We start from the raw sequence: 19,356 nt of genomic DNA, 5'->3' as shown, positions 1-19,356 counted from the left end.
AAAGCAAAATATTAAAATTACTAAATAAGAATATCGTGGATAACAAAAATAATAATATGATTAATGAGCATATGTCAAACGAACGCACGTTTTTGTCGTGGATTCGTACTGGCATCGGAATTATGGTATTTGGTTTCGTGATTGTAAAGTTCTCATTATTTGTCAATCAATTACCGTCCACGTTTTTTAAAGATTCAACTATTCCAAAAAATGGACTAACTATATTTATTGGTATCTCTTTAGTACTTACAGGCGCTATTACCATCTTGTTATCCTACTGGAAATACAGACAAGTACACAGACTTTTACAGCGTGGCGAATATTTATATTCTACAATGCTTTTAACAATCCTTACGGTCGTTATTTTTCTTATGAGTATTATTATAATTACCTATTTGATAATGGCTGCCTATCCCTTTACATTTCTCGAAATCTAACAAAAACAACTGATATACTGTAAATTATGTAATTACAAAATATCTGTTTTATAAAATTTTGATTTTCTGTACGTGTAACTTTACAATCATACAAAAACTTAAAATTGACTATTATGAACTTAAGAGAAAAAGAAAATTACGGTCAAACTGACACGGATTTTCAAGACAATACAAATCCATCTAACAAAAATGATACTATCCCTTTTGATAATTCGATCACCAATGACATAGAGCAGAACTTAAATCGAAGTTTTAGTAATCAACAGGATCGTGATGATGAGCTCGACGATGAAAATGACAATGATTTACGCACAAATCCTGATGAGGATTATGACAATGATTTGAATGAGGATTATTTGAGTGAGGATGAAAAATTACAAAATGAAAGAGATGCCAGAAATGATGATGGTTTTGGAAAAAGCGATTCTGAAGATAATGATGACTCATTAGAAAACGACAAGCAAGATGATGAAGACAACGAAAATCCTGATAATGAAAAAAGACAAGATTATGTTTCCGGAGATGTTTCGTTAACCGAAGATATTGATCAGGATCTTGAAGAAATAGATCCGGTAAATCATCCACGTCAATTCTCGAATAAAATAGCGATTAAAAAAAGTCCTGCCAAGTAATGAAACCTAATAAAGATATTGTACTTCCTTGTCTCAACGTTGTTTTTTTCATGCTGATACTTTAATAAAGTTGATGACCTGGAAGTACATTTTTTAAGTAACCTAATTTCAAAAAGTACTAATATGAACTTTCATGCATTTTTACAAATCTTCGTTTCTTCCATCGCAGCAACAAGCGTAATGACGCTGTTTAGTTATGCCGTTTCTGCAAGCGTAAGAGAGTTATACAAAGAGCCAGTTTTGCTTACGTACATCCTGACAAGATTTCACATCGAAGTATCTCTCAAAACAAAAAGAGTATTAGCGTGGATTTTACATTATATTATCGGAGCTTTTTTTGTTATTATATATCACTATTTGTGGCTGTATGATGTTGTAGGATTTTCGTGGCGAGTTGCATTACTTTTTGGTGCAATAAGCGGTATTGTAGGCATTTTGGGCTGGATGATTTTATTTAAAATTATTCCGCAAAAACCCAATATCGATTTTAAGGGATATTATACACAGCTATTTATCGCGCATGTTATTTTCGGTTTGGTTGCTTTTTTGGTTTACAAAACTTTCTTATAACTATTCTTAAAATAAATAATAAAATTAAAAATTAGAAATTATGGAAACAAATATATCAGTTTCGATACAAAAAAAATCAAAACTTAAAACAAATGTATCTACCCTCGAAAGAGTTTTAATGGTTACAAGCGGAGCATATCTTTTATATTCCGGTTTATCCAAAGAAAATAAAAATGCCGGAAAAATTGGTGTTGGCGGATCAATGCTTTTACGAGGAATTTCCGGATATTGCCCTGTTTATGATGCAGTTGATCATTTAAAAAACGACAAAGCATCAAATGTAAACATCCGAATTAATAGTGTAATCAAAAAACCTATTAGTGAAGTATATGCTTTTTGGCGTGATTTCGAAAACTTACCAAAATTTATGAATCATATTGAATCTGTAAAACCTCTAAACTACACTACCTCTGAATGGACAGCCAAAGGACCTATTGGAATTGGAAAAATAAAATGGAAGGCAGAAATCGTAAAAGATGAAAAAGAAAAATTAATCAGCTGGAATTCCCTACCCGATTCTACAATTAAAAATGCCGGAAAAGTAACTTTTAAACCAAAAGGAAACGCTACAGAGATTGATGTTACTATTTCATATCACGCACCATTGGGCGTTGCAGGAGAAAGTGCCGCAAAACTTCTTAATCCATATTTTGAAAAACTGGTAAAAGACGATATCCTAAATTTTAAAGCGTATTTGGAGTCTGTTTAAAATATAATTTTCTCCAATTAAAAAAGCCTGTAATTAATTATTACAGGCTTTTTCAGAATTAATCAAGTTGAGGGAGTGAAATTAGTAATCAATAAAAAAGTAATAATAAGTCGGTTATTTGCCTTTTGCAGTACCTGTAGAATCTGTATTTAGAGAACTATTTCCTTTTTGTGTAGTTCCTGCAGATCCTGATCCCGTCGAGCCTTCGCCTGTTGCACCGGTCGTACCATTTGTGGCAGAATTAACAGTTGTACTGTCTGATACAGAACTTACTGTATCAATTGTTTCTGTAGTAATTGTATCATTTGCGGAATCACCTGTATTGCTTCCATCAGCCTTTTTACAAGAAAATAAAAGTCCTCCCAAAAGTAAAAACAATACAATTTTTGATTTAAATAAAGTCTTCATAATATTAAAATTTTTCTGTTAGTACTATTTCAAATATAAAATTCAGCTAAAGCAAATTTTTATACAATTACTCCTAAATCTTATAGAATTATTAAATGTATTTTTCACTAATACTCAGATTTACAATTACTTATTCAGTAAATAATATAAATATTTAGGTAAATAGTATAAGTATTTGATATTCATGGTTTTTAGATTTGTAATTTAAACTTTTCTTTATCATGAATACTTCAAAAAACAGTTATGCTGAAAGTTCCAGAACTTCAGATAAAAAACACGAGTCAAAAACGACATCGTCGAGAAGTAATGAAAAACCACATACCGATTATAAAAAATCGTCTTTAAAAAAATAAATAACTCTAAAAATTCAAATTATGATACAAGAACCAAACGAAAATTTTGATCTGGAAGGTCACAATTTTCAATTAGCAGACGAAGGAATCAATTCTGAAACTATGGAAAACCAGGATCCTGCAATTAATCAGCACGAAATAGACAATTCTGATTCTGTTTATGAAGAATCGGATTTGGATACAGAAACCAGAAACGACTACGATCCGTATCAGGATGATCTGGACGATGAAGATATTGACCAGAATATCGATGAAGATTTAGATGACGACGGTGATGGTGACGGTTTTGAAGAGGATTTTGACGAAAAAGACCGATCTGATTACTAGACAGAAAAACGATTATTATAAACTTTAAAATGTACTATTATGCCAGGAAGAGATCCGGGTCCTTCAATTAAAGACAAGGACCAATACGAAGCACTGCGCGATAAAGGTTACAGCAAAGAAAAATCTGCGCGTATATCAAATAGTCAGGGAGCCGAAAAAAGAGGCGGAAAAAGTGGTGACTATGAAGACAGAAGCAAACAGGACTTGTATACCGAAGCTAAAAAAGCAGATATTAAAGGAAGATCGAAAATGACAAAAAAAGAGTTGATGCACGCACTGCGCAATAATTAAATTCTCGATCCAAAATGTATTACACAACAATTATAAGCAATTAAAAAGCCTTCATAATTTGAAGGCTTTTGATTTTTCTATTGATTTAGACTTGATTTGGTTACTTTGTCATTTTTGTGAACGATAAAGGTTTGAACATAATATTCATTTGGTTTATTAATGGCTTTTGGTTTTAAATAGCGATCTGTTATCTAAAAACAGTTATAGTGTCTGCTAAATTTTCTCTGTTAATGAAAGCCGCAATAAATTCCTGAACTTCGGTAGTACTTTCTTTTGGGGTTTCGAAAGAATTAATATGAAATTCATCGTCCTGATCAAGAATATGAATGATTTCCGTATAGCCCTTAGAAATTAAACTACCTTTTAATTTAATTATATTCAACTGCTGTTGGCTGTCCAGCTCTTTGCGAACTTTTAGTTTTATAGCTCTTTCCATAGTTAATATTTTAAATTATTAGACGTATAATTATATCCAAATATAGCTATTAATTGTTTTGACGCATCACTAAAAAGCATTTATAAGTCATTATTTATCAACATATTAATAAACAATATGTTAAAATCCGAAGTTATTTTTATTTTAACATATTATAAGTTATTTCTTCAAATTGAGACATAAAAAATCCCACTTCATTGCGAAATGGGATTGTTTTTATCCAAAGTTTAAACAAAGTTTTAAACATTAATTGCCCAAAATTGACATTATCTTACAATAATTGTTTTTTGCAAAACAAGATTTGTCGTATTTGGCTTCTAATTTACGATTCACAGCTGCTGCAGGAAACAAGACTTGTAACAAGTTCTTTAGAAACACTTTGGCTTCGTTGGTAATACAAACTTTTAATTCCAAGTTGCCACGCTTCAATAATCAAACGATTCACCTCTTTAATCGCTAATTCTGAAGGAATATTAAGATTGATACTTTGCCCCTGATCTACAAATTTTTGTCTTATTGAAGCTTGTTGAATTATTTCAAGCTGACTGATTTCTTTAAAGGTTTTAAATACATCTTTTTCTGTTTGCGAAAGCTGTTCCATATGTTGTACGCTTCCGCCGTTTAACATAATTCCTCTCCAAACCTCTTCATTATCAAGACCTTTTTCTTCAAGCAATTTGGTTAGGTATTTATTTTTTCTCATAAAATTCCCTTTGCTTAAACCTGCTTTGTAATAATTACTGCTAAAAGGCTCAATTCCCGGAGAAGTTTGTCCTAATATGGCAGATGATGAGGTTGTTGGTGCAATCGCCATCGTCGTAGTATTGCGTCTTCCGTAGCCTTTTAATAGTTCCGGTTCACCGTAAATACGTGCTAATTCCTGAGATGCTTTATCGGCTTTTTCACTAATGTGTTTGAAGATCTCTGTGGTTTTCATTTTAGCTTCCAATCCTTCAAACGGAATCATATTTTTTTGCAGATACGAATGCCATCCCAAAACTCCAAGCCCAAGTGCGCGGTGTCTTTTTGCAAAACGATTTGCTGCAGAAAGATAATAATTCCCTTCTGTTTTTTCTATAAATTCCTGCAATACGGCATCAAGAAAAAAGATCGCCAGTTTTACAGCTTCGGTATCTTTCCATTCTTCGTAAAGCTCCAGATTCATAGACGAAAGACAGCAAATAAATGATTCGTCGTTTCCTGACGGAAGCATAATTTCACTGCATAAATTACTGGCATTAATAGGAAGGTTTTTGTCTTTATAAACCTGTGGCTTGTTTTTGTTTACATTATCAGTAAAAAAGATATAAGGCAATCCTTTTTGCTGACGGCTTTCTAATACTTTTGCCCAAACCTGACGTTTTTCGACATCACCATCAATCATTTCCTGCATCCAGTAATCTGGTACACAAATTCCTGTAAACAGGTTCTGAATAGGGTTTCCGATGCTTTTTATCTTTAAAAACTCTTCAATATCCGGGTGGTCCACATCAAGATAAGCCGCAAATGCACCTCGGCGAACGCCACCTTGCGAAATCGTATCCATCGTAGTATCAAAAAGTTTCATGAAACTTACCGCTCCACTACTTTTTCCGTTATCCGTTACAGCGCTTCCGCGTCCGCGTAATTCACCAAAATAACCAGACGTTCCGCCACCAATTTTGGTCTGCATGATAACTTCGCCTAATTTATGGGTAATTCCCTCAATTTTATCCGGAACGTGAACATTAAAACACGAAATTGGCAAACCGCGTTCTGTTCCCATATTCGCCCAAACCGGTGAACTAATACTCATCCATCCACGCTCGATCATTTCTACAAAAGAATCTTTCAATTCGGGTTTGTAAAGTCTTTTTGCAGCAGCAGTACAAATTCTGTCAATCGCACCCTCTACGGTTTCTCCTTTTAAAAGATAACCACGATTTAATATTTGTTCACTTTCAGAGTTTTTCCACCACATTTTGTTATCGGCATAACTTAATGGCGGAATATTTGTTTCGGTTGTATGTAATGTACTCATAATATATTCCGTTTAAAAAAGATCGTTTGCAGTAATACTTTTATCATGTTTGGTATATTCTACCGGTCTTTTTGCAAAAAAATCATCCAGACTGTTTGCAAATACTTCTTCTTCAAACCAAGCCATATTTTTATAGTCTTCTGCAGGAACATTAAATATGGTTGGAATTCCAATTTGACCTAAACTCTCATCAATTCTGAATTTCATGAAGTTTACTAAATCTGCTTTTTTGATGGTTTCGATTTCACCTTCCTCAAATATCCAGTCTAAAATGTCAGACTCTACGCCTATCGAATGTTTTACTGTTTCTCTGATCATTTCTAAAGTATCGGCATCAAAATAATCCGGAAATTCTTCCCGTATTTTATTGATGATATAAATTCCGCCATTGGCATGAATTTGTTCGTCGATAGAAGTCCAGGCAATAATGTTGCTTACATTTTTCATGTAACCTTTAAATCTTGTAAACGATAAAAGAATCGCAAACTGACTAAAAAGTGATACATTTTCGATCAAAATACTGAATAATATCAGCGATACCATATATTTTCGGTTGTCTTGGGAACGTGTATCTTTAAGAACATCCGAAAGATAATCTACACGTTTACGAACCACCTCAATGTCCATTAATTTTTCGAATTCATCATTATATCCCAAAACTTCCAAAAGACGCGAATAAGCCTCAGAATGCCTGAACTCACATTCGGCAAACGTACTTCCCAAACCATTAAATTCAGGTTTTGGAAAATGCTCATAAATGTTGCCCCAAAAACTTTTTACCGCCACCTCAATTTGTGCAATTGCCAGTAAACTATTTTTGATTGCCGTTTTTTCGGCTACATTTAAATGAGAGTGAAAATCCTGTGTATCAGCAGTAAAATCAACTTCTGTATGCACCCAATATGCTTTATTGATTGCTTCTGTAAATTGTAGTACCTCTGGATATTCAAAAGGTTTATAGTTGATTCTCTTATCGAAAATAGACATAATATATAGTATTTAATAATGAACTAAACAAGAATAAAAAGCCAGTTACGAAGTGGGAATAACGGCGTTTCTATACTTACAAAATTAAGCCACTGTTGCTTTTTTGTTATCCTTTTGATGTTAAAAAACCAGCCAATTATCAACAGCTGTCATCCTATTGAAACAGACCAAAAAATTAGTTTTTATGAACAGGGAGATTAGTCTGGCTAATGCCCGAATTATCAGTTATTTATAAAGAATCTAAATAAAGTTATCAACAGGAAAAAGGATATCAAATTGACCTTTTAAAAAAACACTTATCAACAGCATTTTTTAAAAAACTGACTTTTTCTTGCCAAAATCCTTCTTTTCAAAAGAAAAAAAAGAGCGGGATTTTGTTTTTAAATCAGCTGAAAAATTAAATCATTTCAATCTGAATCATTTTAGAAAACAAAATACAAACAACTTATTTACAATGATTTAAATCTAAAGTTTAACCGCAAAGAGCGCAAAGATTTTACACAAAGTTTGCAAAAGTTTATTTTGAGTACACAGAAAGGTCACAAAGCTAAATCAATATAAAACTTTGCGAACTCTGTAATTTATAAAATCTTGTAAAAAACTTCGCGTCCCGAGGCTTCGGGATGCGTAAAATCTTAGCGTACTTTGCGGTTAAAAACAATTGTTATGTTATGTTTTCTTCCCATAAAGCAAAATCCTTTTAAATGAATATATAGCAGGAAGTTTAGGAAATTCAGCCGCAATTCTCTCTTTATAAGTTTTAATAAAAAGTGTTCTCTCATCTCCGTCAAGTCTTTCTATATAAGGAATTAATGCCGAACCCGAAATAAAATTATAAAGCGTCTCGTGATCGTTGGCAATAATTGGATATACTTTTTGCATGATCTGAATATCTTCGAGTCCGCCATCAAAAAGTATTTGCGCATAATCATCAATACTCAAAACGGGAGAATCCCTTTTGAAACCGTTTAGATAGGACTTAGATGGTTCTTCATCAACCAATTCAGAAAGGATTTTATTGAGTTTATTTTCTGGCTGAACTGGCATTTGCACCGCAAATTGTCCTTTTGGATTTACTAATTCTATCAATTTAGGAAACAATATTTCGTGATCGTTTGACCATTGCAAAGCGGCATTACTAAAAATCAAATCCCATTTTTCTCCCGATTCAATTGTTTCTTCTGTAGTCGCTTTTTTAAAATGTAAATTAGCTGTTTCTAATGACTTTGATTGTTCCAGCATTTCATCAGAAGAATCAACTCCCAGGAAATTGGCATTCGGAAATTTATCGGCCAAAATTGCCGTTTGTTCGCCTGTTCCGCATCCCAAATCAATGGCTTTCATAGATTCCATCGGTTTAATAAAATCGATTAAATCATAAAACGGCTGATAACGAATGTTTTTGAATTTATTATAGATTTCCGGATTCCAGGGCATTTTGTATTGGTTTTAATTGTGTTATTAGCTAAGATACAAAATTATTCACTCTTCAACTTCTTAATCATTTTCTGTTTTCAATATGTGAATTTTAATGCAACAGTTTTGATATTTGATGTAAATGTATAGTCCCTACGGGACAATCTTGTGGTGAAAATATTTTTTTTTCTACCAACATGTAACCTCTCCGAGGTATTATTTTAATACTGCTTTAGGAGTTATATATTGTAGAAATATTTTTTTTACCAACATATAACCTCTCCGAGATATTATTTTAATACTCCTTTAGGAGTCATATATTGGTAGAAATATTAATTTCCGTTTTTAAAATTGTCCCGTAGGGACTACATATAAAAATTACCCATCTCTCCAAGGTCTTCCTAATTTATCGCAATCGCTATGCGAAATCTTTGCACAACGTCATGCAAATTGATTTTCTCGATTAAAAGCAAAATTATTCATTCTTCAATTTCTTAATCATTTCCTTTCCATTTTCATTCTGTCGGTTTATGGCAATTGATTTTTCATAATTCTCAATGGCCAAAGATTTCTGTCCATTTATCATATAAGCTTCACCCATACTGTCATAAACATTAAATGAGTTTGGGTGCAATTTGATATTCTGCTTAAAAAATTCGATAGCTTCATCAATATGTTTAAACCGAAGTTGTTGATAACCAAGTTGATTTATAAAATCTTCCGTTGGATTTATGTTATAACCAAATTCATTGGATAATTTTTTAAAATGCTCTTCAATATCTTTATACAAAATTTTATTTGAGTTTAAAAAAGCTTCCGTATGCCAATTTTTGTAAATAAACCGAAGTCCGTCATACATGCTTTTATAAGGTACAGAAAAATGATTTTCTTCTTTGTATTCTTTATAATTCCATTGAAAAGATTTTGAAGCAAACATTTTTAATTGTTTCGTTAATAAGTCAACCGCCTGTTTATCTTCATTGGCAATCGATACAAAAATCTTTCTCGAAAGCTGTTTATTTTTCTTAAGATACAAAGCGTATTCTTCCATTACTTTATCTCTATTTTTATCACCTGTCAAAGCGGGACTAATAAAAATTGATGCCTGAAATAATTCTGGCGCATTTTCATTGGCATAAATTCCAAAGAGTCCGCCAAGTGAATGCGCTTCAAGAATTCGATAAGGCTGTGTTCTGTAGTTTTTGTCGATGTACGGAACAAGTTCGTCTTTTATAAAATGGAGAAAATTATCTGCTCCATTTTCTTTTGAATCAAATATTGGTGTAAAATCCCTTCCGCGTTCTGTATTGGGAATTGCTACAATAATCATTTTTGAAATAAAATTAGTCTCAAAATCAGAAAGAAAATCGACCATTTCTGAAACGTACTTAAAATGACTTCCGCCGTCAAGCAAATACAAAACCGGATAAGTATCTGTCGAAGTGTTATATTCCGGAGGAGTATGAATCCAGATTGTCCTGTCTTCGTTAATTGCTTTAGAATGAATTAAAAATTGCTGTTGATTTGCCGGAGGAATGGAATCTATTGTTTGTGCCACTGCATTTTCTGAAAAGAGAATAAAAAATAACACGCAAATGCAAACACTAAATCTTTCAATTTGTTTTCTCATACTTATATGTTTGTTACAACTGAATTTATCTTGTTTTGAATAAACTTCAACACAATAGTTTTCTTAAACATAAAGACTTAGGATATTACAGATTGTTACACCTGATTTTATTTGATGTAAAAACACTAGTAAACCCGACAGGTTTTTAAAAACCTGTCGGGTTTGTTGCATATATATTTAGAAAACACCTATGGGAATCTCAAATTTTCTATTTGGATTTTAACTTTTAACTGTCGCAAGATGCACCGCTCTGTATCTATTAAAAACAATAAAAATAATACCGATAATAAAAATCAAAGAAATATTTGTTAATCCCAATAAAAACTGACTTTTAACGGCATATAAATTGACAAATCCATAGCTAAATATCGAACTCACCATATATGTTGCACCGCCTGTAAGTCCGCTGGCAACTCCGGCATTTTTAGAGAAACGGCTTAAACAATAGCCATAAATAATATTAAAGATAAAGCCGCCGCACATATTGATTCCCATTGTAAAAGCTATTAAAGTATAAATATTACTTGCTATTGAAGAGGTAAAAATCATAAGTAAAACCAAAGTAAACTGTATTGAAACCGCAATAGTTATTTTTTTAGCCAAAGGTTTATGAATAAGAGATTTAGCCGTGATTCCGCCCATCATAACGGCTAAACCTGACAATAACGAACTGTAACCTGTAGTAACGGCAGAATACCCAAATACGCGTTCTACAATAAACGGACTCGATAAACTGTACACTACAACAAGACCAAAACAAATACCAAGAATTATGATTCCCAATGTAAAATCGGGGGATTTTAAGATGTTTGTATACGTTTGTGCGATAGACTTTAGTTTAAATTCATGAAAGTATTTTAAAGATTCTCCGCTATACAAAAGTTCCAGAATTAAGAACAATAATGACAATCCGCCAAGAAAATAAAAGTTAGATTTCCATCCAAAAATATTCTCTAAATATCCCCCTAAAAATGGCGCCATAATAGGCGCGCAGGCCCAAATGATTGAAAATAAACTAATGTAACTTTTTAGTTTTTCGCCAGAATAGAGATCGACAAAATAGGCACGTTTTGCAATTACAATAAAAGCAATTGCAATACCCTGAATAATTCTCATGGCATAAATAACATAAATATCCGGCACCAATGCAATTACAAAACTGGTTAACGAAAAAACGGCAAGCGATGCAATGCTAATTTTAAAACGCCCAAAACTATCGAGTATGCTTCCTATAAAAACCTGGCTAATTCCTAGGCTAAACATAAAAAAGACCAGCGAAAGCTGAATGGCTCCTGCCGAAACCTGTAAATCTTTTGCCATAGCCGGCAGCGATGGCAAATAAATATCTGTTGCAAATCCCGATAACGGAATTAAAGCAAATGCTAATTTGGTGCTAAAACCCTGATGGTTTTCTGGTAAATTTCTCATTTTATTAAATTAATTAGTAATACAATAGACCGATCGGTCTATAATTTTGCAAAAAAAATGATTATAAAAACAAACACTAATTTCACTAATTAACACGAATCTGAACGGTTAACTTAGTTTGTGAAATTATTTCACGAACCAATAATTAGTGATAATTCGTGAAATTCGTGTTTAAAATTAAAGAACATATTTTTCGAAATCGTCTTTTATACTTTGCAGAACAATCTTCATCTGATCATTATTTCCCAATATTTTTCGGCATAAAATACCGCCTTCGATCATGGCAAAAGCTTTAATGCTAAAATGTTCCGGGTTTATTTCTGCTGATAATTCTTTATTATTAATTCCGTTTTCAATAATGTTATAAAATCTTTTCTGGGCAGCAAGAATCGCTTTTTTTACCTGCTCTTTTATAACGGGGTTTGTATCATCGGCTTCGATCCCGAAATTTAATATCGGACAGCCTTCCGTCATATTTTTATCATTTTCATACACGCTTAATAAGTTGAAAAGTTTGGCTTTTGCCGATGTTCCCTGAGCGACTGCCGTCTCCAACTTACCGGCCAATTGCGATCTTAGATATAAAAATGATTCTCTGCAAATTTCATCTTTACTCTCAAAATTGCCATAAATCCCGCCTTTTGCTAGCTTGGTAACTTCCATAATATCAGTTAATGAAGTTCCCGCCATTCCTTTTTTATTAATCAAAGGAGCCGATGTTTCAATAATAAATTGTCTGGTACGTTCTGCTTTACTCATGATTTCTAAATTTTATACTGCAAATATAGACCGATCGGTCTAAAATACAAAATATTTTAACTTTTTATTTTAGAAGACAGAAACTTATTGATTATGAATAATAAACCTGTAGGGTTTGTCGCCATTATCTTTGTCAAACTTTAAAACTTTGACAAAGATTGTATGCAACTTATTTTTCGATAATAATTCACCATCCTGACATTGAATTTTTATGATATAAACTAAAAATTAAGTATTAAAATTTTAAATCGCTAATCGTTAATCGCAACCCATAAGATTTTTTTTACAGCCCAGCAATTCCGCGGAAAAAAAGCAAATTATAAAGATTTGGTAATGTAAATCAAGATATATTTTGATTAGATTTACCACCAAATTGACCCCAAATAATATTCCAATACAGAATGGCTTACAACACAAATGATCTGATGCGCTTTTTAGACGCTCAAAATAAATTGTACTTAGTTGCACTTGCAGAAATTAAGAAAGGGAAAAAAGAATCTCCCTGGATGTGGTTTATTTTTCCGCAGATAAAAGGTTTAGGTTCGAGTGACACTTCGAAATTCTACGAGATTAAAAATGCCGACGAGGCAATGGCTTATCTGGAGCATCCTATTCTTGGAAAACATCTTCTTGAAATTACTAAGGAACTTATCAATACAAACGAAAAAAGCGCCCTGGAAATTCTTGGAGATAGTGATGCCGAAAAATTAAAATCGAGTATGACATTATTTGCCAATATCCAAAATACAGAACCTGTATTTGAACAGGTTATTAATAAATATTTTGGCGGATCGTATGATTTCCATACCATTCAATTATTATATAGTAATTTATAGTATAAGAAAAAATTTACCGCAAAGTGCGCAAAGTTTTTTTTAATTAAGTTTATACAAAAGGCAAAGTTCGCAAAGCTGAGTCTATTAACTTTGCGAACCTTGCGTATCCCGATAGCTATCGGGATTGCGAACTTTGCGGTTAAAATCTTCACCTCATAAAATTAATTATATCTTATTCTTTATTATTTGGAAATATTCTAAATAAGCAATAACTTTCGCCCTCGAAATCCCGAAGTGGAAATTTCATTACATAAATACCCATTTGCTTATATCTCCAATATGAAAAAAACAATCTTTGCAGTCCTATTATTTGCGTCGCTTTTTGTTAATGCACAGCAAAACAAGCTTCTGGATGCTAATTTCTGGAAAACTTCTCCAGATTTAGCCACTTTAAAATCTACAATTGACAAAGGAAATAACCCAACAGAATTAAATCAGTTTGCATTTGATCCAACCGTTTTAGCGATTAATAATGGCGCTTCAAACGAAGTTGCGAAGTATTTAATCGAGCTTCCGGGCAACGGAGTAAACAAACTTACACATGACGGTCGTATCTATTTACATTGGGCGGCCTATAAAGGAAATGCTGAATTGGTAGAATATCTTATAAAAAAAGGTTCTGATATTAATCTGGAAGACAGCCACGCCGCTACACCTATTGCATTTGCTTCTGGTACCGGAGTGGTAAATCCTGCTACTTATGATGCTTTTTTTAAAGCTGGAATTGATCCTAAAAAGAAATACGACGGAGCAAGTTTATTATTACTTGCTATCCCGAACGATAAAGATCTTACAACAACAAATTACTTGGTATCACAAGGTTTATCGCTAAAAGACGTTGATAAAAACGGATACACGGCTTTTGATTATGCTGCAAAAGCAGGAAATATTGCACAGCTAAAAACCCTTGTTGAAAAAGGTGTAAAATATACAGATTATGCCTTAATTTCTGCCGCTCAGGGAATGCGTCGCAGTGCCAATCCTATTGAAGTTTATAAATATCTGGCAGATGATTTAAAATTAAAACCAACCGTTACGGCTTTAAACGGGCAAACGGTTCTTCATATATTGGCACGCAAAGAAAAACAGTCTGAAATTGTAAAGTATTTTATTGACAAAGGTGTGGATGTAAACAAAGCCGATAAAGACGGAAATACTCCTTTTATAATAGCATCAGAAGGAAAAGATCTGGAATTATTGCAAACTTTATTGCCAAAGGTTAAAAACATAAATGCCGTAAATACTAAAGGAGAATCGGCGTTGACACAAGCTGTAAAAGGCAGTTCGGCAGAAATTGTTTCGTTTCTTTTAAGTAAAGGAGCTGATATTAATGTGAAAGATACTAAGGGAAATGATCTGGCTTTTTATCTTATAGATTCTTTCAGAAGTTCTGGTGAAGCATCGCAAAAAGATGATTTTGGTGATAAACTGGCTGTTTTAAAAAGCAAAGGAATAAATTTTGCAACGCCTCAAAAAGACGGAAACACCGTACTTCATACAGCGGTAATCAAAAACAATATTAACCTGCTAAAAAAACTGGAAGGACTTAATATTGATCTAAATGCCAAAAACAAAGAAGGCTTAACTGCATTGCATAAAGCGGCTATGGTGGCAAAAGACGATGTTGTTTTAAAATATTTGGTAGCATTAGGCGCAAAAAAAGAAATCAAAACCGAGTTTGATGAAACTGCCTACGATTTGGCAAAAGAAAATGAAGTCCTGAAAAAAAATAATACATCGGTTGAGTTTTTAAAGTAAATAATTATACATGAAATCATTATCAAAAACCTGCCTTGTGGCAGTATTCGCGTGTCTTTTCTCATTTAAGGCAGCTGCACAAACTGACAAATACAAATGCCTTTTACAAATGTCTAATTACGTAGGCGAAGGCGCTTATATCGTAGTATCGCTTATTGATCCTAAAGGAGAATACGAAAAAACATTATATGTAATGGGCGATGACAAAAAATGGTACAAAAGCATTAAAGAATGGTATAAATTTTATGTTAAAAAACCGGATATCAGTGCCAAAACAGGCGCTTCTGTAACGGGTGGTGACCGAAGCGTAACTACATTTGAAATTGAAGCTTCGAAATTTGACAAAGGCTATAAAATTCGTTTTGAAACTGCTGTAGAAGACCAAAAATATCATGTAACCGATGCAGAAATTCCGTTTACAACAGAGGGAATCGCTGAAAAAACAGAAGGAAAAGGGTACATCAGATATGTAAAATTAAATAAGATATAAGGCATAATGACATTATCCGTTTGGAGATACGCGCATTTAACTCTCGCTGTATTTTCTTCTCTATTTCTAATTCTGGCATCAGTTACAGGAACTGTACTTGCCGTAGACGCTGCACAGGAGAAAATACAGCCTTATGGCGTGACAAATTTTGATGATTTGACTGTTGCACAAACGCTTCCCATATTGCGTAAAAACTATATGGAAGTGACTGAAATTAGTATCGATCACAACAAATTTACAACCCTAAAAGGTCTTGATGACGATGGCAATGATATTGATGCCTGCATAAATCCCCAAACGGGAAAAATTATTGGCAAAACTCAAAAGAAAAGCGAGTTTATACAATGGGTAACTTCGCTTCATCGTTCGCTTTTTTTGCATGAAACCGGACGATTTTTTATTGGTGTTAATTCGTTTTTGCTTTTTCTAATCGCCATTTCCGGTATTGCTTTAGTGGTACAAAGGCAAAAAGGCTTTCGCCGATTTTTTTCTAAAATAGTCAAAGATAATTTCAGTCAATATTATCACGTTGTTTTAGGAAGATTAATGCTGATTCCTATTTTTATCATTGCACTTTCAGGAACGTATCTTTCTATGTTACGATTTAAGGTTTTCACCGAAAAGCCAATCCAGCCGAAAGAAATTAAAGCAGATACAAAAGATTCTAAACAAAAGAATATTGCCGATTTTGACATTTTCAAAAAGACAAAACTTTCTCAGGTTCAAAAAATAGAATTTCCTTTTGATACAGAAGATCCCGAAGAAGTTTTTATACTAAAACTGAACGATCGCGAACTAAAAGTAAATCAGTTTACAGGTCAAATTGTAAGCGATGCGCCCTACCCGACCACCGTTTTACTTGAAAATTTAAGTCTTGATCTCCATACAGGCCGTGCGAATATGGTTTGGGCAATTGTTTTGGCTTTGGCGTCATTAAATATTCTGTTCTTTATATATTCGGGATTTTCGATGACCTTAAAACGCAGGGAAACCAAAATTAAAAACAAACATAAAGCCAAAGACAGCCGTTTTATCTTGCTTGCAGGATCAGAAAACGGAAGTACTTTTCGCTTCGCCAATGCCATTCATACACAATTGATTGCCAACGGATATTCTTCTCATTTAGGAGGATTAAATCAATATACGGCATTTCCGGAGGCCGAACATATTATCATTTTCTCTTCGACACATGGTTTGGGCGATGCGCCTTCAAACGGAAGTAAATTTTTAACGTTGCTAAATCAACATCCACAGAAAAAAAAGGTCAATGTTTCTGTCGTTGGATTTGGTTCTAAATCATACGCCGATTTTTGTGGTTTTGCCAAAGAAATAGACAATTATCTAAGCAAACAAAATTGGGCAAACAGAATTTTAGATCTGCATACTATCGATGACAAATCACCGGCACAATTTACAGATTGGGTAAAAAACTGGAACACACAAACAGGAATAAACCTCGCGACAGCGCCGGCAACGTATGCGCAAAAACCAACCGGATTGCAAAAAATGATGGTGGTAGAAAAAACAGCATTATCTGAAACGGATCATATTTTTAGGTTGACTTTAAAACCGAGGAAAAAAGTTAAATTTACTTCGGGAGATTTACTGGCTATTTACCCTGACGGAGATGGCAGGGATCGTTTTTATTCGATCAGCAAGAACAATGACAATATACAATTGGTTGTAAAATTGCATCACCATGGTTTTGGTTCGGAATATTTGTACAATCTTGAAGCTGATTTTGTTATCAAAGCGAGAATTGTTCATAATGAAGGATTTCATTTTCCTAAGAAAGCTCCAAAAGTGGCTTTAATCGCCAACGGAACGGGAATTGCCCCATTTCTGGGAATGATTGAAGGCAACAAGAACAAGACGGAAACGCATTTATACTGCGGTTTTAGAAATGAAACTGAGTCTGTTGCCCAATACAAACAGTTTGCAGAAAATCAAATTCAAAGCGAAAACCTGAAAAGTTTTCACATTGCTTTTTCGCGTGAGCAAAACCAATGTTATGTTATGGATTTGATTCGAAAAGATGCTGATTTCTTTGCCGATTTATTAAAATTTGGCGGAAAAATTATGATTTGTGGTTCGCTTGCGATGCAGCAGGATGTCGAAAAAGTATTGGAAACCATTTGCATGGATAAAAACAAAACCGATCTTGCGTATTATAAAACTCATAAACAGATTCTTTCTGATTGTTATTAATTTGTATTAAAAGATTTTCACGCAGATTTTATTCTCATTTTTGTCATTTCGACGGAGGAGAAATCACATAAAGTGAAGACACACAGTACGTCGCTCTCTGGATGTGATTTCTCCTCCGTCGAAATGACAAACCAGACTTAAAAAATCAGACTAAAATCTGCTCAAATCTTTTTAAATCTGCGTGAAAAATAAATAATTATGAAAACTAAATCATACCTAAAATATTTCGCAACTCTTTTATTAGTGCTTTGTTGTTTTACATCAAATGCACAAATTTTGCGTAAAAGAACCACGCTTCTTATGGGCGGCCGTTTCGACATTAGCATTGTTGCGAAAGATTCTCTCACAGCAGAAAATTCAATTGATACGGTTATTGCAGAAATTACCAGAATTGAAAACCTGATTTCTGACTGGAAACCAACTTCTCAGGTTTCTGAAGTCAACAAAAATGCCGGAATTGCGCCCGTAAAAGTAGATCGCGAGGTTTTTGAATTAACACAAAGAGCGCTTCAGTTTTCGAAAATTACAAATGGCGGTTTTGATGTGAGTTTTGCGGCTATGGACAGAATCTGGAAATTCGATGGTTCGATGACAACAATGCCAACGGAAGAAGCGATCAAACAATCTGTTGCAAAAGTGGGGTATCAAAATATTATTCTCGACAGTGTTCAATCGACTATCTTTTTAAAACTAAAGGGAATGAAAATTGGCTTTGGCGCTTTGGGAGAAGGTTACGCAACCGATAAATGCCGTGATATGATGCTAAGCAAAGGAATAACAGCAGGAATTGTAAACGGCTCTGGCGACATGACGGCCTGGGGAAAACAGCCAAATGGTAAAGACTGGAATATCGGAATGACAAATCCTTTTGATACTAATAAACTTTTTGCCGTTGTGCCTTTAAATGATGGCGCGGTAACAACATCAGGAAGTTATGAAAAGTTTGTTGTTTTAAACGGAAAACGATATTCGCATATTATCAATCCTGCCACAGGATATCCGTCTACAGGACTTTGCAGTGTTACTGTTTTTGGTCCAAATGCCGAAATGGCAAACGGTTTCAGTACATCGTTAATGGTTTTAGGAAAAGATGCGGGATTAAAATTAATCAATCAATATCCGGAATATTCCTGCGTAATGATTACGGATAACGGGAAAATTATTAAATCTAAGAATTTTAAGATTGCTAAATTTCACCCTAAAATTTAAGTGTAATCCCTACGGGATATTTTTGTTTGGGGATTTTATTTTTTTCTACCAATATGTAAATCCTAGCGGATTATTATTATTCATGATATTATTTTATTGATATCACTAGCTATTTATTACAAATAAATTAATCACAAAAAATAACTAAACGTACTGTTTGTCATTTCGACGGAGGAGAAATCTCCGTGAGAAGCTCGACAAAGATTGGATTTTCGTTGCGGAGTTACTTGCGGAGATTTCTCGTTCCTCGAAATGACAAACTGCACGGAAATATTCTAAATGACAAACTTTGTAGACTATTGTTAGTGAGGTTGCTTCGTTCCTCGCAAGGACAAACTACACGAAAATATTCTTATGAAAATGAGTGTCCTAGCCCCGATAGAAGTGGAAATCCTTTTATTTTTTTTCTTTAAAAAAATAAAAGATTGGAACGGATAGCGGGATTAGCTCCT

20 protein-coding genes are annotated in these 19,356 nt (G+C 33.6%); 12 read left to right on the top strand and 8 right to left on the bottom strand.

What is annotated here, in order from left to right; genetic code table 11:
• The first annotated feature begins 56 nt into the window (after positions 1-56).
• From RT99_RS03960 to RT99_RS03945, 4 genes are all read left to right on the top strand, one after another.
• Positions 57-437: a YidH family protein gene (locus tag RT99_RS03960; protein ID WP_042563443.1), complete on the top strand. Its 381-nt coding sequence runs from the start codon at positions 57-59 to the stop codon at positions 435-437.
• A 113-nt stretch (positions 438-550) separates the two neighbouring features.
• Positions 551-1,069, top strand: a complete 519-nt coding sequence (locus tag RT99_RS03955) for a hypothetical protein (RefSeq protein WP_042563442.1) — start codon at positions 551-553, stop codon at positions 1,067-1,069.
• Positions 1,070-1,192: 123 nt separating this feature from the next.
• Positions 1,193-1,639, top strand: a complete 447-nt coding sequence (locus RT99_RS03950) for a hypothetical protein (RefSeq protein ID WP_042563441.1) — start codon at positions 1,193-1,195, stop codon at positions 1,637-1,639.
• A gap of 40 nt (positions 1,640-1,679) precedes the next feature.
• Positions 1,680-2,348 (top strand): SRPBCC family protein, encoded by a 669-nt coding sequence (locus RT99_RS03945; RefSeq protein ID WP_042563440.1) that lies wholly within the window; start codon positions 1,680-1,682, stop codon positions 2,346-2,348.
• A 114-nt stretch (positions 2,349-2,462) separates the two neighbouring features.
• On the opposite strand, the gene RT99_RS03940 is transcribed toward RT99_RS03945, so the two are convergent.
• A complete protein-coding gene (locus tag RT99_RS03940; RefSeq protein ID WP_042563439.1) occupies positions 2,463-2,756 on the bottom strand; it encodes a hypothetical protein in 294 nt (97 codons plus the stop codon).
• Positions 2,757-2,977: 221 nt separating this feature from the next.
• Between RT99_RS03940 and RT99_RS25780 the strand changes: the two genes are divergently transcribed.
• The 3 genes from RT99_RS25780 to RT99_RS03930 are packed head-to-tail and all read left to right on the top strand — an operon-like array spanning position 2,978 to position 3,727.
• Positions 2,978-3,109: a hypothetical protein gene (locus tag RT99_RS25780; RefSeq protein ID WP_256365458.1), complete on the top strand. Its 132-nt coding sequence runs from the start codon at positions 2,978-2,980 to the stop codon at positions 3,107-3,109.
• A 21-nt stretch (positions 3,110-3,130) separates the two neighbouring features.
• The gene (locus RT99_RS03935) at positions 3,131-3,436 is read left to right on the top strand and encodes a hypothetical protein (protein ID WP_052483540.1); all 306 of its coding nucleotides are present in this window, start codon (positions 3,131-3,133) and stop codon (positions 3,434-3,436) included.
• A 39-nt stretch (positions 3,437-3,475) separates the two neighbouring features.
• Positions 3,476-3,727: a Rho termination factor gene (locus tag RT99_RS03930; RefSeq protein WP_042563438.1), complete on the top strand. Its 252-nt coding sequence runs from the start codon at positions 3,476-3,478 to the stop codon at positions 3,725-3,727.
• 187 nt (positions 3,728-3,914) lie between these two features.
• Here RT99_RS03930 and RT99_RS03925 read toward each other — a convergent pair whose 3' ends face one another.
• The 7 genes from RT99_RS03925 to RT99_RS03895 all read right to left on the bottom strand — a co-directional run bounded on the left by RT99_RS03925 (position 3,915) and on the right by RT99_RS03895 (position 12,403).
• On the bottom strand, positions 3,915-4,163 hold the full coding sequence (locus RT99_RS03925) for a hypothetical protein (protein ID WP_042563437.1): 249 nt from the start codon (positions 4,161-4,163) through the stop codon (positions 3,915-3,917).
• A 322-nt stretch (positions 4,164-4,485) separates the two neighbouring features.
• On the bottom strand, positions 4,486-6,183 hold the full coding sequence (locus tag RT99_RS03920; RefSeq protein WP_042563436.1) for a ribonucleoside-diphosphate reductase subunit alpha: 1,698 nt from the start codon (positions 6,181-6,183) through the stop codon (positions 4,486-4,488).
• Positions 6,184-6,195: 12 nt separating this feature from the next.
• Complete coding sequence (locus RT99_RS03915) at positions 6,196-7,170, bottom strand: ribonucleotide-diphosphate reductase subunit beta (protein WP_042563435.1); 975 nt, start codon at positions 7,168-7,170, stop codon at positions 6,196-6,198.
• A gap of 669 nt (positions 7,171-7,839) precedes the next feature.
• Positions 7,840-8,607, bottom strand: a complete 768-nt coding sequence (locus tag RT99_RS03910; RefSeq protein WP_042563434.1) for a methyltransferase domain-containing protein — start codon at positions 8,605-8,607, stop codon at positions 7,840-7,842.
• 454 nt (positions 8,608-9,061) lie between these two features.
• Complete coding sequence (locus RT99_RS03905) at positions 9,062-10,216, bottom strand: alpha/beta hydrolase-fold protein (RefSeq protein ID WP_082036910.1); 1,155 nt, start codon at positions 10,214-10,216, stop codon at positions 9,062-9,064.
• Between the two features lie 219 nt (positions 10,217-10,435).
• On the bottom strand, positions 10,436-11,644 hold the full coding sequence (locus tag RT99_RS03900) for an MFS transporter (protein WP_042563433.1): 1,209 nt from the start codon (positions 11,642-11,644) through the stop codon (positions 10,436-10,438).
• Between the two features lie 177 nt (positions 11,645-11,821).
• Positions 11,822-12,403, bottom strand: coding sequence for a TetR/AcrR family transcriptional regulator (locus tag RT99_RS03895; protein WP_042563432.1), 582 nt, complete (start codon positions 12,401-12,403; stop codon positions 11,822-11,824).
• A gap of 401 nt (positions 12,404-12,804) precedes the next feature.
• Between RT99_RS03895 and RT99_RS03890 the strand changes: the two genes are divergently transcribed.
• The 5 genes from RT99_RS03890 to RT99_RS03870 all read left to right on the top strand — a co-directional run bounded on the left by RT99_RS03890 (position 12,805) and on the right by RT99_RS03870 (position 18,904).
• A complete protein-coding gene (locus RT99_RS03890; protein ID WP_042563431.1) occupies positions 12,805-13,239 on the top strand; it encodes a DUF1810 domain-containing protein in 435 nt (144 codons plus the stop codon).
• A gap of 279 nt (positions 13,240-13,518) precedes the next feature.
• Positions 13,519-14,997 (top strand): ankyrin repeat domain-containing protein, encoded by a 1,479-nt coding sequence (locus RT99_RS03885; RefSeq protein WP_042563430.1) that lies wholly within the window; start codon positions 13,519-13,521, stop codon positions 14,995-14,997.
• A 10-nt stretch (positions 14,998-15,007) separates the two neighbouring features.
• Positions 15,008-15,487, top strand: a complete 480-nt coding sequence (locus RT99_RS03880; RefSeq protein WP_042563429.1) for a DUF2271 domain-containing protein — start codon at positions 15,008-15,010, stop codon at positions 15,485-15,487.
• Positions 15,488-15,493: 6 nt separating this feature from the next.
• Positions 15,494-17,695 (top strand): PepSY domain-containing protein, encoded by a 2,202-nt coding sequence (locus tag RT99_RS03875; protein WP_042563428.1) that lies wholly within the window; start codon positions 15,494-15,496, stop codon positions 17,693-17,695.
• 198 nt (positions 17,696-17,893) lie between these two features.
• Positions 17,894-18,904, top strand: a complete 1,011-nt coding sequence (locus tag RT99_RS03870) for an FAD:protein FMN transferase (protein ID WP_042563427.1) — start codon at positions 17,894-17,896, stop codon at positions 18,902-18,904.
• Positions 18,905-19,356 lie beyond the last annotated feature (452 nt).

Origin of the sequence: Flavobacterium sp. MEB061 (genome assembly GCF_000834715.1) — a bacterium.
In the GTDB taxonomy this organism is placed as follows: Bacteria; Bacteroidota; Bacteroidia; order Flavobacteriales; family Flavobacteriaceae; genus Flavobacterium; species Flavobacterium pectinovorum.
This window is presented reverse-complemented; position numbering and strand designations above follow the sequence as displayed.

Excerpts from the sequence above, each read along its gene's own strand:
- RT99_RS03870 (WP_042563427.1), top strand. The coding sequence starts at position 17,894 with ATGAAAACTAAATCATACCTAAAATATTTCGCAACTCTTTTATTAGTG.
- RT99_RS03925 (WP_042563437.1), bottom strand. The coding sequence starts at position 4,163 with ATGGAAAGAGCTATAAAACTAAAAGTTCGCAAAGAGCTGGACAGCCAA.
- RT99_RS03880 (WP_042563429.1), top strand. The coding sequence starts at position 15,008 with ATGAAATCATTATCAAAAACCTGCCTTGTGGCAGTATTCGCGTGTCTT.
- RT99_RS03940 (WP_042563439.1), bottom strand. The coding sequence starts at position 2,756 with ATGAAGACTTTATTTAAATCAAAAATTGTATTGTTTTTACTTTTGGGA.
- RT99_RS03885 (WP_042563430.1), top strand. The coding sequence starts at position 13,519 with ATGAAAAAAACAATCTTTGCAGTCCTATTATTTGCGTCGCTTTTTGTT.
- RT99_RS03945 (WP_042563440.1), top strand. The coding sequence starts at position 1,680 with ATGGAAACAAATATATCAGTTTCGATACAAAAAAAATCAAAACTTAAA.
- RT99_RS03890 (WP_042563431.1), top strand. The coding sequence starts at position 12,805 with ATGGCTTACAACACAAATGATCTGATGCGCTTTTTAGACGCTCAAAAT.
- RT99_RS25780 (WP_256365458.1), top strand. The coding sequence starts at position 2,978 with ATGAATACTTCAAAAAACAGTTATGCTGAAAGTTCCAGAACTTCAGAT.
- RT99_RS03950 (WP_042563441.1), top strand. The coding sequence starts at position 1,193 with ATGAACTTTCATGCATTTTTACAAATCTTCGTTTCTTCCATCGCAGCA.
- RT99_RS03905 (WP_082036910.1), bottom strand. The coding sequence starts at position 10,216 with ATGAGAAAACAAATTGAAAGATTTAGTGTTTGCATTTGCGTGTTATTT.
- RT99_RS03935 (WP_052483540.1), top strand. The coding sequence starts at position 3,131 with ATGATACAAGAACCAAACGAAAATTTTGATCTGGAAGGTCACAATTTT.
- RT99_RS03895 (WP_042563432.1), bottom strand. The coding sequence starts at position 12,403 with ATGAGTAAAGCAGAACGTACCAGACAATTTATTATTGAAACATCGGCT.
- RT99_RS03875 (WP_042563428.1), top strand. The coding sequence starts at position 15,494 with ATGACATTATCCGTTTGGAGATACGCGCATTTAACTCTCGCTGTATTT.
- RT99_RS03900 (WP_042563433.1), bottom strand. The coding sequence starts at position 11,644 with ATGAGAAATTTACCAGAAAACCATCAGGGTTTTAGCACCAAATTAGCA.
- RT99_RS03930 (WP_042563438.1), top strand. The coding sequence starts at position 3,476 with ATGCCAGGAAGAGATCCGGGTCCTTCAATTAAAGACAAGGACCAATAC.
- RT99_RS03955 (WP_042563442.1), top strand. The coding sequence starts at position 551 with ATGAACTTAAGAGAAAAAGAAAATTACGGTCAAACTGACACGGATTTT.
- RT99_RS03915 (WP_042563435.1), bottom strand. The coding sequence starts at position 7,170 with ATGTCTATTTTCGATAAGAGAATCAACTATAAACCTTTTGAATATCCA.
- RT99_RS03920 (WP_042563436.1), bottom strand. The coding sequence starts at position 6,183 with ATGAGTACATTACATACAACCGAAACAAATATTCCGCCATTAAGTTAT.
- RT99_RS03960 (WP_042563443.1), top strand. The coding sequence starts at position 57 with ATGATTAATGAGCATATGTCAAACGAACGCACGTTTTTGTCGTGGATT.
- RT99_RS03910 (WP_042563434.1), bottom strand. The coding sequence starts at position 8,607 with ATGCCCTGGAATCCGGAAATCTATAATAAATTCAAAAACATTCGTTAT.